Source organism: Sphingobium lignivorans (genome assembly GCF_014203955.1).
Lineage (GTDB): Bacteria > Pseudomonadota > Alphaproteobacteria > Sphingomonadales > Sphingomonadaceae > Sphingobium > Sphingobium lignivorans.
Genome location: NZ_JACHKA010000001.1, coordinates 3,595,366 through 3,607,995 on the forward strand (window position 1 = coordinate 3,595,366; position 12,630 = coordinate 3,607,995).

A 12,630-nucleotide genomic window follows, 5' to 3' on the forward strand; every position below is an offset into this window, starting at 1 on the left:
TGTGGGCGGAGATCGCCGCGACGGGCGCGGCCGTCTCAGCTCGGTCGACATGCTGCCGGAGGAGGCGGAGCCGGACATCGTCTGGGCGATGGAACAACTGCGCGAACGGCAAATGCCCAGCAATGCGATCCTTTCCGAGTTCAATGCCCGCCTCGCCGATCGCGGGATCGCCGGCATCTCGAAGTCGGCCTGGGGACGCTATGCCATCCGAAAGGCGCTCCAGTTCCGCAAGCAGGACGAGGTCCGGCGCATTTCCGGCGATCTCGTTGCCTCACTCGGGACGAAGGGGGCCGACGAGCTGACAGTGATGGTCGGCGAGATGATCAAGCTGCGCCTCTTCGAGCTGCTCGAAGGCGGCGCACTGGATGCCAAGGGCAGCATGGAGGCTGCCCGGGCACTCCAGTCGAGCGTCAATGCGCAGAAGGCCTCGGCCGAACACCGGCGGCGGCTGGAAGAAATGCGCAAGCAGGTCACCGAGGCGATCGACAAGGTCGCGGATAGCGCCCCGGGTGTGGATGCCGAACAGCTGCTCAAGCGCATCCGCGAAGACGTCTACGGGATCTTCCAGAAATGAGCGGGCCGGCCGTTCCGCTCTATGGCTATCAGCAGCGCTGGTTCCTCGACCGGAGCCGGTTCAAGCTGGGCAAGTTCGCGCGTCAGACCGGCAAGACATTCACGACCACGCTGGAGATCGCGGACGATGCGTTCGAGCATGCACTGCAGAGCCGCCGTACCCGCTGGGTGATACTCTCGCGCGGCGAGCGGCAAGCGCGCGAAGCCATGAACGAAGGCATCTATCCGCACTGCAAGGCCTATGGACTGGCGATACAGGCCTCGGAGTTCGACTGGCAGGGAGACACCGGCAGCTACAGGGCGCTGGAGGTCTCCCTCCCGGGTGGGTCGCGCATAACAGCGCTACCGGCAAATCCCGACACGGCGCGCGGCTTCTCGTCCAATGTGTTCCTGGACGAGTTCGCTTTCCACAAGGATAGCGATGCGATCTGGAAGGCGTTGTTCCCCGTTATTTCGGCGGGCTGGAAGCTACGCATCACGTCCACGCCCAACGGCAAGTCCGGCAAGTTCTACGAGCTGGACACGGCCAACGACACGACCTGGTCGCGCCATGTCGTCGACATCTATCAGGCCGTCGCGGACGGACTGCCTCGCGACATCGATCAGCTGCGGTCCGGCATCGCCGACGAAGATGCCTGGGCGCAGGAGTATGAGCTGAAATATCTGGACGAGGCGAGCGCCTGGCTCTCCTACGACCTGATTGCATCGTGCGAGGACGCCGACGCGGGCAGGCCGGACCTCTACCAGGGCGGTCCCTGCTTTGTCGGCCGCGACATTGGCCGTCGCAACGACCTCCACGTCATCACCGTGGATGAGCTGATCGGCGACGTGCTCTGGGAGCGCGAACGCATTGAGCAGAAGCGCGCGACCTTCGCCGACATGGACATGGCGTTCGATGACGTGATGGCGCGCTACAATGTCGCGCGGGCCTGCATCGATCAGACGGGCATGGGTGAAAAAGTCGTTGAGGATGCGCAGCGGCGCTATGGCGGCCGGGTGGAAGGCGTGCTGTTCACCAGCGCGTCCAAACTGATCATGGCGACCGAGGGCAAGCAGCGCTTCGAAGACAGGCGCTGCCGCATCCCGGCGGGCGACGTCCCTTACCGCGCGGACCTCCACAAGCTGCGGAAGATCTCCGGCCCGACCGGCACACCCCGCTTCGTCGCAGAACGCGACGAGGATCACGCTGACCGCACCTGGGCGAAGTTCCTGGCCTTCAATGCAGCGGCAGGCATGAACGGCGCCCGCTGGAAACCCCTCTCAGGCCAGCCTTCGGCACCCCGCAGCGATCTCGACAGGAACTGGATTCCCGCATGATGAAATGGTTCACCAAGGCGATCGGCGCGATCGGCGCGATGCGTCATCCGGGCCGGCCCTCCGGTCTCTGGGGCACGCTTCTGCGCGGGACCCGGTTCGACTATCGCCGTGCGATCGGCGACGGGCTGGACAGCAGCGTGGTCACCGCGCCGATCCGCTGGGTGCAGCGCGCGCTGCCCGAGGCGCGGCTGACCGTCCAGAGGCGCAAGCGCAACGGCGCGAGCGAGGAGCTGGCCGATCACCCGATGCTGGCGCTCATCCAGCGGCCGAACGCCCATTATGGCGACATCGCGCTCTGGGGCGGAACGGTGTTGAGCTGGTATCTGGACGGCAACGCCTACTGGATCATCGTGCGCAACGGCGTGGGCCGTCCGGTCGAACTCTGGTATGTGCCGCACTGGATGATGGAGCCGCGCTGGCCGGAGGATGGCAGCGGCTTCATCTCCCACTATCGCTACTCACCCGGCGGCGGCCACGCGCCGATCGACGTGCCGTTCGAGGACGTGGTGCATTTCCGGGACGGCATCAACCCGCGCAACACCCGCAAGGGCCTCGCCGCGCTGGACGGCGTCATCCGCGAGATCTTCATGGATCTCGAGTCCAGCAACTTCGTCGCATCGCTCCTGCGCAACATGGGCGTGCCGGGCGTCGTCATCTCGCCCAAGGGCGGCGCCATGCCGGCGCCCGAGGACGTCGAAGCCACCAAGGCCTGGTTTCAGGAAACCTTCTCCGGCGATGGGCGCGGCCGGCCACTCGTCATGGGCGCGCCCACGGACGTGCAGCCCTATGGCTTCAACCCGCAGCAGATGAACATGGGCGAGGCGCGCGACATCGCCGAGGAACGCGTCTGCGCCTGCGTGGGCATCCCGGCCGCCGTCGTCGGCTTCGGCGCCGGCCTGCAGACGGCCAAGGTCGGCGCGACGATGGTGGAGCTGCACAAGATCGCCTGGCTGAACGGGGTGCTGCCGCTCGGCCGGGCCCTGGTCGACGAGCTGAAGCGATCCCTGCTGCCGCAGTTCGGCAACGCGGCCGGGCTCGAAGTCAGGTGGAACACGGACGATGTGCCGGCGCTGCAGGAGGATGAGGATAAGCAGGCCACCCGCTGGGGCGCGATGCTCGGCAGCGGCGGCATCACCGTGTTCGAGTACCGGACGGCTCTCGGCATCGACGCGGATGACAGCCACCGGATCTACCTGCGGCCGATCTCCATGATCGAGGTGCCCGAAGGGGCGCCACCGCGCATGCCCACGCCGGCCGAGCCGGAGCCCGAGCCTCGCCAGCAGGAGCCGGATGAAGAAGACGACGATCCCGACGCCCCGCCGGCAAGGGCTGCCGCATGACAGCGCGCCGCGCCAGTCAGCGGGCCTATGAAAGCGGCGCCCGCTACGCGCTGCTGCTCCAGCGGCAGCAAAGAGGGCTGCAGGACGGGTTCGAGCGACGTCTCCTGCCGCTGTTCGCCAGGCTCGGACGTGCCGCGCGGGACGCCGCGCTGCCACTGCTGCGGGACAGCGAGCCCAAGGCAGTGAAAGCGGAGGAGAGCCTGATCGCCCGCATCCTGGAGAAGCTCGGCATCGCCAGCTGGGCAGCGGAGCTGGGGCAGACCTATGGCGCGCATTATCTGGACGTGGCGCAGCAGGCGGGCGAGGCGGCGCAGCGGGCCGGCCTGGGCACATCGCTGCCCGATCCGGTCGCCCGCGCCGTCGTCGCCTCGGGCGGCCGGCGTTCCGGCATGGTCGACCTGGAAGCGCAGACCCGGCAGGCACTGTTCGATGCGCTGGCCGAAGGCAGGGCCGAGGGCGAAGGCGCCGAGCAGCTCGCCGAGCGCATCCTCCCCCATGTCGAGGGCGGGCCCTGGAACAGCCCCGAGTATCGCGCCCGCATCATCGCGCGGACCGAAACCAAATATGCGCAGAACATCTCGACGATCGAGCGCGGCCGGGCAGCGGGCGTGCAGCGCTTCATCGTGTTCGACGGCCGACTGGGTCCGGGCCGCTCCAAGCCCGACCACATCGCGCGCAACGGATCGATCGTCACCGCCCCCGAGGCCGAGGCGATGGCCGACGCGGAGCATCCCAACGGCACCCTCTCTTTCGCACCCCATTTCGGAGACTGACCCATGCAGACCAAGGCGCTGACCATCAAGGACATGGACAAGACCGGCCGGGGGCTCGCGGTGATCGCGCAGCTCTCGGCCATCGACAGCGATGACGACACTTATGCGCCCGGCGCGTTCGCCTGGAAGGAGGGCGGTCACCAGTGGGCATCGATCCTCCCGGCGCACGACCGCAAGCATGTCTCGCTGGGCAAGGTGCGCGTCTATGAAGACGGCGATTTCGCCATGGCCGAAATGATGTTCAATCTCGACATCGCCGCAGCGAAGGACTGGCACAGCGCGATCATGTTCGATCTGGAGCATGGGCGTCCCGTCCAGGAATACAGCTATGGCTACGACGCGCTCCGGCACCGCAAGGTGCAGCGGGGATCGAAGGTGGTGCGGGAGTTGCGCCAGCTGGATGTCCAGGAAGTCTCGCCGGTGCTGCGCGGCGCCGGCACCGGGACGCGCACCCTCACGATGAAGAATGCCGGCCTGAAGGAGGAGCGCTTCATCCAGCTCATGCAGGACCTGGACGATGTCGGCGCCTTCATCCATGCCAATCCGGCCGCGCTCTCCGCGACCGGCCTGAAGCAGCTCGCGGACATCCATACCGCGCTCGGCAAGGCGCTCACGTCGCCGGACGCCACCGACGATGACAATGCCGCCGACCTCGCGCTGGGCGACTACATGCGGATCACTTCCCGCACCCATCTGCGCGACCGGTCCTGAATCGCCCTCAGGGGCGTCGGGAGGGCGCGAGAGGGCCAGTGCCCGCGCGATGACCCCCGCTTGCCCTCTTATGCCCTCTTAAACGGCCCCTGAGGGCCCTCTTGGGGGCTCGCCGACATCCTCGCGGCGAGCCGGTTGTGTTCCCATGCCCCCTTGGGCTAGATCGTGATGCGCCTCCCGCCATCGCCGATCCGGCCTGTGCGGTCAGCTGGCCGCATGTCCGCACCCCTCCATGCCCCGCCATATGGTCCCGATTTTCAGAACGGGAGCGTATCGATGTCGGTGAAGAATCTGACCCTGAAGGAAGCGCGCGAGAAGCTCGGCGCCAAGCAGGACGAGCTGGGCGAGGTATTCGCAGAAGCGAAGACGGACGATGGCGGCCTTGATTTCAACAAGGTCAGCTGCCTGGGCGAGAATGTGAAGGGCTCGATCGCCGTGGCCGAGAAGGTCAAGGCGATGAACGCGGAACTCGACGAGCTGGCTGCCTACGCCGAGACGCTGGAAGCCGCCGAGGACGCGGCCCTCAAGCATGCCGGTCGGGAGAAGGCGCGCGGCGGCTTCCGGCAGCCGGGCGTGAGCAAGGGCAATTATCCCTCCGCCGAGGCGCGCTTCAAGGCGCTCGGCGAAATGGCCTTCGAGCAGAAGGCGTTCAAGGACTGGATGGAAAAGGGTGCCCCCAGCGGCATCACCTTCAGCATCGACGATATCTGGCCGACCGACATGCTGGCGGTTGCCGCTAGTTTCGAGACCATCGGCGCCAAGGCCCTGATGGCGACCACGGCGGGCTACGCCCCGGAAGTGATGCGCCAGCCCGGTTTCGTCGACGCGCTCACCCGGCCGATCCAGCTCCTCGACATCATCCCGACCTTCCAGACCGATCAGGCGTCGGTGAAATATATGGAGGAGACCACCCGCACCCATGCCGCCGCCGAGGTGGCCGAGGGCGGGGCCTATGCCGAATCCGCCTTCGCCTTCACCGAGAAGGACAGCCCGGTCCGCAAGATCGGCGACAGCCTCCCGGTGACCGACGAGCAGCTGGAAGACGTGCCCATGATGCAGGGCTACATCAACACGCGCCTGCCGTTCGGCGTGCGCCAGCGGCTCGACGGCCAGATCCTCATCGGCAATGGCACCGCGCCGAACCTGCGCGGCCTCAAGAACCTCGTGGGCATCCAGACGCAGGCCAAGGCCACCGACCCGACGATCGACGCCTTCTACAAGGCGATGACGAAGATCCGGCTGACGGGCCGCTCGATCCCGACGCATCATCTCATCCACCCGCTGGACTGGCAGAACATCCGCCTGACGCGCACCACCGACGGCGTCTACATCTTCGGCTCTCCCAGCGAGGCCGGCGCGGACCGCCTCTGGGGTCTGCCCGTCGTGCAGCCCGACGCGGACGCCGCCGGAACCGGCTACACCGGATCGTTCCGGCCGGACACGGTCAGCCTGCACGAGAAGCGCGGGGTGGAGCTGCAGGTCGGCTATGTCGGCACCCAGTTCGTCGAGGGCAAGCGCACCGTGCGCGGGGACATGCGCGCCGCGCTCGTCTGGTGGCGCCCCCCCGCCTTCTGCTCGGTCACCGGCATCTGATCTCCGCGCGGGGCGGAGCGGTCGGCCCGGCGCGCAGTTTCCCCGCGCCGGGCCGACCTTGACCACCCCATCGAAAGGACACGCTCATGCCGACGATCACCGGCTTTTCCCGACCCGTGGGATGCGCGCTCATTCGCGGCGGCGCCGTGGGTCAGCATGCGGTCCCGGGCAATCTGCGGCCCGGCGACACGCTGCTCTCCGTCGAGCACATCAGCGACGGCACGCCGCCCACCCGGGTCGACCGCACCGCCGAGTTCACCGTCTCGGCCAGCAAGGCCGGCACCATCGTCAACACCACGACCAACACCACGGGCGGCTGGCTGCATGTCCTGTGGGCCAAGGCAGAATGAGGAGCTGACCCATGATCTTCGCGAAGCAGAGACTATTCCTGACGGCGGACGGCGCCGCCCTGGTCGCCGAGGGCGACCCGGCCGGCGCCACCCTTTATGCAGCGCCGGGCGATGAAATCCCCGCCAGCGCGGCCGAGAAGTTCGGCCTGGTCGACGGTGACCTGCCCGACCCGGCCATCGCGACGATGATCGCCGATGACGGAGCTGCCGCCCTGGAGGCGCAGCGCAAGGCGGAGGAGGAATTCCTCTCCGCGCAGCGTGTCGCCGACGAGGAAGCCGGTGAGAAGGAGCAGGCGCCCGCCGAGACCAAGGAAGGCAAGGCCGGCGAGGACAAGGAAGCGAAGGCGCCCGCCACCAAGGGCGCGCGGTCTCGGGCGAAGGCGGCCTGAGCCATGGCGCTGCTGGACCGGGTCAAGGCGCGCACCGGGAGCGATCTCCCGGATGACGAACTTGAGGCGATGATCGCGGGGATCGTCGCCGAGATCGACGCGCGCTTTGGCCCGGCCGGCCCCATCAGGATCACGCTGGGCGACCTCTCCGACCCGAACAGCCGCTACCGGCGCACGCTGCGCCTGATCCGGCCGATGGACCCCGGCGAGCCCGTCACGATCGTGGAGAGCGACCCGGGCAACAGCGGCGATGCCGGTGCGGAGGTGACGCTCGATCCAGCCGACTGGCGCGCCCAGCACGGCGGCCGCACGCTGCAGCGCCTTACCGCCGGGCCGAACGGGCGCAGCTGGTGGGCGCCGCTCGTCACCGTGACCTACACGCCGGTTGGCGAGCAGGCGGCGCGGGACGAAGCGCTGATCAAGATCATGCAGCTCGATCTCTCCTATCGCGGCGGCCTCAAGTCCGAGCGGGCCGGCGACTATCAGTTCACCCTCGCCGACAACGTGACGGCCGAGCGCGAACGCATCTTCGAGGGGCTCGCGCAGCGGCGCGGGATGGTGATGGCGTGAGAAAGCTCTGGGGCATCCGCCACGTCCGCTTTCTCTGGAACCGCTGGCTGGTCTTTCGCCATGCCCGCGCCTGGGGGCGCATGGGAATCGGCCTCGGCTATCCCAATCAGACCGATCTCGACGTGCTGGACATGATCTGGCGGGGTGAGAGGTAATGGACAAGGCCTTGCTCGCCAAGATCAGGAAGTGTCTGGCGCTGGCGCGTAGTGCCAACGAGCACGAAGCTGCGGCCGCGCGTGCCTCGCGGACGGTCAAGCCGCCCAAGTGGGAGGCGCTGCTTTGCCAGGCGGTGCGGCGTGCGCTTGGCGTCATCGTCTTTCTCGATGCGCGCGGCGACCGGACCTATGTGGGTCGCGCCCCGGCGCCCGAGATCGCCGCTTATGCCTTCGCCGTGCTGTTCCGCCAGTTGAAAGCGGCACGGGCTGACTACATCGCGCGACACCTCAAGCGGTGCAAGCCGGGCCGGAAGCGGCAGCGCGCGGACATTTTCTGCGAAGGCTGGGCCTCCTCGGTCTATCGCAAGATCGCCGACCTGCTGCCGGAACGGCCTGAGGACGGACTTGTCAGTCAGTATCTCGCCGAGCGCCATCCTGGGCTCGTGCAGGTCGACGTGCGCGGCGCGGCGATGAAGGGTCGCAGCGTTTGGGATGACTGGTCGCGTGGTCATTCTGCCGGCTCGAAGGTCGATCTCCATACCGGTGTGGGGGGCAGCGCTGCGCCGCTGATGCTCCAATGATCAGCGGCCGGCTCACCATGCGCGCCCAGGTCGAGCGCAACAGTGCCACCGGCAAGGACAGCTGGGGCAACCCGATCGCGCCGGTGTTCGCGCCGATCGGCGCGCCGATCCCCTGCTTCATCTGGTCCAACGGCACCCGCGAGATCGTGGACGGCGACAAGACGGCGATGATCGAGGACGTGCGCGGCCTCTTCGCCCTGGGCGCCGACCTCGCCGAGACCGACGAGCTTGCCTCGGTCACGAACCGCAAGGGCGCGGTGCTCATCGTCGGGCGCCTCCGGGTCGATGCGCCGGTCCAGCATAAGCACACTCATCTCGAAGCGGTGCTGCGGAGGATCGGCTGATGGCCCGCAAGACGCTCGACTGGAGAGGCCCCGCCGTCACCGCCAAGTTGCGGCAGGCGCAGATCGTGGGGATCAACGGCACGATGGGCGCGTGCGTTGTCCATGCAAAGTCGAGCCACGCATGGAAGAACCGCACCGGCGTGCTCGAAGGCGGCATAGACATCGTGGACTATGCCGCGCCGGAAGGGACCGGCGTTCGCGGCGTGTGGGGCGTGCGCGATGTGCGCTATGCGCTGATCCACGAGCTGGGCGGCGTCATCAAGGCGCGCCGCGCCAAGGCGCTGGCCTTCGAGCTGCCGGACGGGAGCCTGCGTTTTGCCGGTTCGGTCACCATCCCGGCGCGCCCCTATCTGCGGCCGGCGGCCGACGTCCACTATCCCGGCCTCGCCGGTCGCATCCGCACGGTATATGAGCGCGAGGAAGGCCAGGGCAATGGCTGACCTGATCTCTGCGATCGTGGCGCTGCTCAAGGCGGACAGTCCCGTGGCGGCGCTCGCCGGTGAGCGGGTCTTCGGTGGAGAGCTGCCGCCGGACGAGGCCAAGCAGATGCCGCGCCACGCGCTGGTGGTGGTGCCCTCCGGCGGCCCGTCGCTGACCGGCAGAAGCTACGCCGAGCATGACAGCCAACGGCTCGACCTCTTCGCCTATGGTGCCACGCCGAGTGATGCAGCCGTGCTGCTGCAAGCTGGCGCATTGGCACTGCGCCGGGCGCGACGGCAGGTGCGCGCGGGCATCCTCCTCCATTCGATCACCGTTGCCGGCGGCTTCTCGGCCGGACGCGATCCCGACGCAGCGTGGCCGCGCGCTTTCCAGTCCTTTCAGGTCCTACACGCATTGACGGAGGTTTAGATGGAACCGCATGAAATCCTTTCCGGCCCGCTGACGCTCTGGCGGGCTCCGGTGGGCACCGCTTTCCCGGCGATCGGGGCGGCCCCGGCTGGCGCCTGGCTCAAGATCGGCACATCCGGCGAGAAGAACTATGGCGAGGACGGCGTAACCATCTCGCACACGCAGGACATCGCCCAGGGTCGCCCAGTCGGGCGCACCGGCCCGGTCAAGGCGTGGCGCGATAGCGAGGACTTCCTCCTGCGGGTGACGCTCTGGGATTTCACGCTCGAGCAGTACCAACTGGCGCTCAACAACAACACCGTGGGGACCACGGCGCCGGGCGTCGGCACGGCCGGGTTCAAGAAGATCGGGCTCAGCCAGGGACGGAGCGTAGCCACGTTCGCGCTGCTCGCGCGCGGTGTCTTCTCGCCTTATGGCGAAGGCTACGCCGGCCAGTATGAGCTGCCTCGCTGCTACCAGAGCGGATCGCCCGAGCCCGTCTACAGCAAGGGCATCGCGGGGCTGGAGCTGGAGTTCACGGCGCTCGAAGACACCACGGCGGTGTCGGACCAGGAGCTGTTCGGGCGCCTGCTCTGGCAGCACGCGGCACCGCTGAGCTGAGGGCGTCATGACCAGCGCCCCGCTCCTCGACCTCGACACGATCGTCACCAGGCCGTCCATCAGGATCGACGGCGCGCTGTACCACATCGTCGCGCCGTCCGAACTCTCGATCAAACAGAGCCACCAGCTTGCCGCCGCCGCGCGCAGGCTGGAGGAACTCAACAAGCTACCCGCCCTTCGCGACGATGACGCTGCCGAACTGGTGCGGATCGTCCTCGATGTCAGCGAGACCGTGCTTGCGCCGATACCGGCGGATGTGCGCGCCCGCCTGTCCGACGCCCAGCGCATGAGCGTGATCGAGGTTTTTACGCTGCTGCTGCTGAAGGAGCGGCTGGGAACAGTGGCAGCGACAATGACCGACCAGCCCTCGACTGGGGCGACCTCCTCCCCCGGCTCGTCCGCTTCTATGGGGGGACGGCGCAGTGGTGGCTCGAAGAAGCGCCACTTCCAGTTGTGACCGCGTTCACCGCCATGCTGCCCCGACTGGATGCCGAGGAGCGGCTCGCCGCGATCAATGATCGCTCGATCGCGGCCGGCGCCATGGAGCCCGTGAAGGCGCGCCGCATGATCCGCCGGCTTGAACAGGCAGCACGGGGAGGTGCGCCGCGACGCGCGCCGCGCGCGACGCCTGCCGTGCTGGAGGCTATGGGCGTCCCGGTACGCGAAGTGCCTTCAGAGGGCTCTCAGAAAGCGCTGAGCGATGGCTGAGAAACTCGGCGAAGCCGTCCTGGAGCTGCGCACTGACGACAGCCAACTCAACAAGGGCATCGAAAAGGCCAAGCGCAACACCGACGATCTGGTCCGGCGGTTCGAGCGGATCGGCAGCCGTGCCAAGCTGATCGGCGCCAAGCTGAGCCTCGCATTCACGGTGCCGGCCACCATCTTCGGCAAAGCCGCTTTCGACGCGGCCAGCGATGCCGCCGAGATGGAGAGCGCATTTGAGGTCTCGTTCGGCAATGCGGCGGATTCCGTCCGCAAATGGGCCGAGGAAACCGGCAATGCGATGGGCCGTTCCACCCAGGAACTGATGCGCCAATCGGCATCGTTCATGGATATTCTCAAGAAGCAGATGGACCCGGCGGCGGCGGCGGAACTCTCCAAGCAGCTCACGGTGCTTACCCAGGACCTCGCCAGCTTCAAGAACCTCTCCAACGAGACAGCGCAGCAGAAGATCTTCTCCGGCCTTATCGGCGAGGCAGAGCCGCTGCGCGCGGTCGGCGTGCTGCTTTCCGAGAACGCTGTGAAGGCGAAGGCGATGGAAATGGGACTCGGCGGCGTCAATGGCGCACTGACCGAGGGCCAGAAGGTCATGGCCAGGGCCGCGCTCATCCAGGAGCAGCTCGCCGATGCCCAGGGCGACGTGTTGCGCACCTCCGGCAGCACGGAAAACCAGATCAAGCGCGCGAACGCTGCCTGGGAGGAGCTGCAGATCGTCGTCGGGACCAAGCTGCTGCCGGTCATCACTCCGCTCATTGCTGGCGTGGCCGATCTCGTCAGCTGGTTTACCGAGCTGCCCGCCCCGGTGCAGAATTTCGTGCTCATAGCCGGCGGCATCATGGCCGTGTTGGGCCCTGTGATCGCCGGGATCGGCGCGTTGGCCACCGGCATCGCAGCCGTCATTCCGCTCATTGGCACCATCGGCGCCGCTCTCTCTGCGGCCTTCGTCATCGCCACCGGCCCGGTCGGCCTCACCATCGCAGCCATCACGGCCCTCATCGCGATCTGGTGGAAGTGGGGTGACGACATCAAGCGGATCGTCGCCGAGACGATCGGCGCCGTGAAGACATGGCTGGTCGACAAGTTCGGCCAGATCGTGGGCTGGGTGAAAGAGAAAATCGAAGCGGTGAAGAAGTACTTCGCCGATATGTATGACGCCGTCGTCGGACACAGCTGGGTCCCAGACATGATCGACGAGGTCGGGCAGCACTTCGACCGGCTCGACGATGTCATGGTCAAACCCGCCGACGAGGCCACGCGGGACGTGAAGGCGAGCTTCGCCGGAATGGCCGACAGCATCTCCGGCACGCTCGACGGCATTGCGAGCAACATCAAGAGCGGCGACTGGATGGGCGCGCTGCGCGGGGTGGTCGATATTGTCGGGCAGGTGAGCGGCGCCATCGGCGGCAAGGGAGGAGGCGTGGTCTCCTCGATCGCCGGCACGGTCGGAAAGTTCCTCAGCAAGGGCTTTGCAGGTCTGTTCGCGGATGGGGGTCTCATCCCCAAGGGCCAATGGGGCATCGCCGGGGAGCGCGGCCCCGAGCCGGTCATAGGCACGGCGCGGGGCACGGTGGTGCTTCCCAACAGCTCTCTCGCCGGGGCCATATCGGGCGGCCCCAACGTCACTATCCCGATCTCGATCGACGCCACTGGCGCGGATGCGGCGGCGCTGGGGCGCGTGGAGAGCCAGCTGGCCGAGCTGAGGCGCGACCTCCCGAATGTGATCGTCCGCACGGTGAGCGACGCGCGCAGCCGGAGGATGATCTGA

Annotated in this window: 18 protein-coding genes; all 18 read left to right on the forward strand. The window is 67.5% G+C overall.

What is annotated here, in order from left to right; translation table 11 throughout:
* The first annotated feature begins 1 nt into the window (after window position 1).
* A complete protein-coding gene (locus tag HNP60_RS16690) occupies window positions 2-574 on the forward strand; it encodes a phage protein Gp27 family protein (RefSeq protein WP_184155939.1) in 573 nt (190 codons plus the stop codon).
* On the forward strand, window positions 571-1,890 hold the full coding sequence (locus HNP60_RS16695; RefSeq protein ID WP_184155941.1) for a terminase large subunit domain-containing protein: 1,320 nt from the start codon (window positions 571-573) through the stop codon (window positions 1,888-1,890). Before HNP60_RS16690 ends, HNP60_RS16695 begins: the two co-directional genes overlap by 4 nt.
* Window positions 1,887-3,230 (forward strand): phage portal protein, encoded by a 1,344-nt coding sequence (locus HNP60_RS16700; RefSeq protein WP_184155943.1) that lies wholly within the window; start codon window positions 1,887-1,889, stop codon window positions 3,228-3,230. Before HNP60_RS16695 ends, HNP60_RS16700 begins: the two co-directional genes overlap by 4 nt.
* Window positions 3,227-4,003, forward strand: a complete 777-nt coding sequence (locus HNP60_RS16705) for a structural protein (RefSeq protein WP_184155945.1) — start codon at window positions 3,227-3,229, stop codon at window positions 4,001-4,003. Before HNP60_RS16700 ends, HNP60_RS16705 begins: the two co-directional genes overlap by 4 nt.
* A 3-nt stretch (window positions 4,004-4,006) precedes the next feature.
* Window positions 4,007-4,714, forward strand: a complete 708-nt coding sequence (locus tag HNP60_RS16710) for an HK97 family phage prohead protease (RefSeq protein WP_184155948.1) — start codon at window positions 4,007-4,009, stop codon at window positions 4,712-4,714.
* 276 nt (window positions 4,715-4,990) lie between these two features.
* Window positions 4,991-6,307, forward strand: a complete 1,317-nt coding sequence (locus HNP60_RS16715) for a phage major capsid protein (RefSeq protein WP_184155950.1) — start codon at window positions 4,991-4,993, stop codon at window positions 6,305-6,307.
* A gap of 86 nt (window positions 6,308-6,393) precedes the next feature.
* Window positions 6,394-6,657, forward strand: coding sequence for a hypothetical protein (locus HNP60_RS16720; RefSeq protein WP_184155952.1), 264 nt, complete (start codon window positions 6,394-6,396; stop codon window positions 6,655-6,657).
* A gap of 11 nt (window positions 6,658-6,668) precedes the next feature.
* Entirely contained in the window at window positions 6,669-7,046 is a 378-nt protein-coding gene (locus tag HNP60_RS16725; RefSeq protein ID WP_184155954.1) for a hypothetical protein, read from the forward strand.
* A gap of 3 nt (window positions 7,047-7,049) precedes the next feature.
* The gene (locus tag HNP60_RS16730; protein ID WP_184155956.1) at window positions 7,050-7,616 is read left to right on the forward strand and encodes a hypothetical protein; all 567 of its coding nucleotides are present in this window, start codon (window positions 7,050-7,052) and stop codon (window positions 7,614-7,616) included.
* On the forward strand, window positions 7,613-7,771 hold the full coding sequence (locus HNP60_RS16735; protein WP_184155958.1) for a hypothetical protein: 159 nt from the start codon (window positions 7,613-7,615) through the stop codon (window positions 7,769-7,771). Before HNP60_RS16730 ends, HNP60_RS16735 begins: the two co-directional genes overlap by 4 nt.
* Window positions 7,771-8,352, forward strand: a complete 582-nt coding sequence (locus HNP60_RS16740) for a DUF2786 domain-containing protein (RefSeq protein WP_184155960.1) — start codon at window positions 7,771-7,773, stop codon at window positions 8,350-8,352. Before HNP60_RS16735 ends, HNP60_RS16740 begins: the two co-directional genes overlap by 1 nt.
* Complete coding sequence (locus HNP60_RS16745) at window positions 8,349-8,696, forward strand: hypothetical protein (RefSeq protein WP_184155962.1); 348 nt, start codon at window positions 8,349-8,351, stop codon at window positions 8,694-8,696. Before HNP60_RS16740 ends, HNP60_RS16745 begins: the two co-directional genes overlap by 4 nt.
* Window positions 8,696-9,136, forward strand: a complete 441-nt coding sequence (locus HNP60_RS16750) for a phage morphogenesis protein (RefSeq protein WP_184155964.1) — start codon at window positions 8,696-8,698, stop codon at window positions 9,134-9,136. The genes HNP60_RS16745 and HNP60_RS16750 overlap by 1 nt, the downstream gene beginning before the upstream one ends.
* Complete coding sequence (gene gp17, locus HNP60_RS16755) at window positions 9,129-9,545, forward strand: tail completion protein gp17 (protein ID WP_221414675.1); 417 nt, start codon at window positions 9,129-9,131, stop codon at window positions 9,543-9,545. Before HNP60_RS16750 ends, gp17 begins: the two co-directional genes overlap by 8 nt.
* On the forward strand, window positions 9,546-10,145 hold the full coding sequence (locus HNP60_RS16760; RefSeq protein ID WP_184155968.1) for a hypothetical protein: 600 nt from the start codon (window positions 9,546-9,548) through the stop codon (window positions 10,143-10,145).
* 7 nt (window positions 10,146-10,152) lie between these two features.
* Window positions 10,153-10,602 (forward strand): hypothetical protein, encoded by a 450-nt coding sequence (locus HNP60_RS16765; protein WP_184155970.1) that lies wholly within the window; start codon window positions 10,153-10,155, stop codon window positions 10,600-10,602.
* The gene (locus HNP60_RS16770; protein ID WP_184155972.1) at window positions 10,599-10,853 is read left to right on the forward strand and encodes a hypothetical protein; all 255 of its coding nucleotides are present in this window, start codon (window positions 10,599-10,601) and stop codon (window positions 10,851-10,853) included. The genes HNP60_RS16765 and HNP60_RS16770 overlap by 4 nt, the downstream gene beginning before the upstream one ends.
* Window positions 10,846-12,630 (forward strand): hypothetical protein, encoded by a 1,785-nt coding sequence (locus tag HNP60_RS16775; protein WP_184155973.1) that lies wholly within the window; start codon window positions 10,846-10,848, stop codon window positions 12,628-12,630. The genes HNP60_RS16770 and HNP60_RS16775 overlap by 8 nt, the downstream gene beginning before the upstream one ends.

Bases quoted from the DNA above. Each gene is read 5' to 3' on its own strand.
- HNP60_RS16695 (WP_184155941.1), top strand. From the start codon at position 571: ATGAGCGGGCCGGCCGTTCCGCTCTATGGCTATCAGCAGCGCTGGTTC.
- HNP60_RS16700 (WP_184155943.1), top strand. From the start codon at position 1,887: ATGATGAAATGGTTCACCAAGGCGATCGGCGCGATCGGCGCGATGCGT.
- HNP60_RS16705 (WP_184155945.1), top strand. From the start codon at position 3,227: ATGACAGCGCGCCGCGCCAGTCAGCGGGCCTATGAAAGCGGCGCCCGC.
- HNP60_RS16710 (WP_184155948.1), top strand. From the start codon at position 4,007: ATGCAGACCAAGGCGCTGACCATCAAGGACATGGACAAGACCGGCCGG.
- HNP60_RS16715 (WP_184155950.1), top strand. From the start codon at position 4,991: ATGTCGGTGAAGAATCTGACCCTGAAGGAAGCGCGCGAGAAGCTCGGC.
- HNP60_RS16720 (WP_184155952.1), top strand. From the start codon at position 6,394: ATGCCGACGATCACCGGCTTTTCCCGACCCGTGGGATGCGCGCTCATT.
- HNP60_RS16725 (WP_184155954.1), top strand. From the start codon at position 6,669: ATGATCTTCGCGAAGCAGAGACTATTCCTGACGGCGGACGGCGCCGCC.
- HNP60_RS16730 (WP_184155956.1), top strand. From the start codon at position 7,050: ATGGCGCTGCTGGACCGGGTCAAGGCGCGCACCGGGAGCGATCTCCCG.
- HNP60_RS16740 (WP_184155960.1), top strand. From the start codon at position 7,771: ATGGACAAGGCCTTGCTCGCCAAGATCAGGAAGTGTCTGGCGCTGGCG.
- HNP60_RS16745 (WP_184155962.1), top strand. From the start codon at position 8,349: ATGATCAGCGGCCGGCTCACCATGCGCGCCCAGGTCGAGCGCAACAGT.
- HNP60_RS16750 (WP_184155964.1), top strand. From the start codon at position 8,696: ATGGCCCGCAAGACGCTCGACTGGAGAGGCCCCGCCGTCACCGCCAAG.
- gp17 (WP_221414675.1), top strand. From the start codon at position 9,129: ATGGCTGACCTGATCTCTGCGATCGTGGCGCTGCTCAAGGCGGACAGT.
- HNP60_RS16760 (WP_184155968.1), top strand. From the start codon at position 9,546: ATGGAACCGCATGAAATCCTTTCCGGCCCGCTGACGCTCTGGCGGGCT.
- HNP60_RS16765 (WP_184155970.1), top strand. From the start codon at position 10,153: ATGACCAGCGCCCCGCTCCTCGACCTCGACACGATCGTCACCAGGCCG.
- HNP60_RS16775 (WP_184155973.1), top strand. From the start codon at position 10,846: ATGGCTGAGAAACTCGGCGAAGCCGTCCTGGAGCTGCGCACTGACGAC.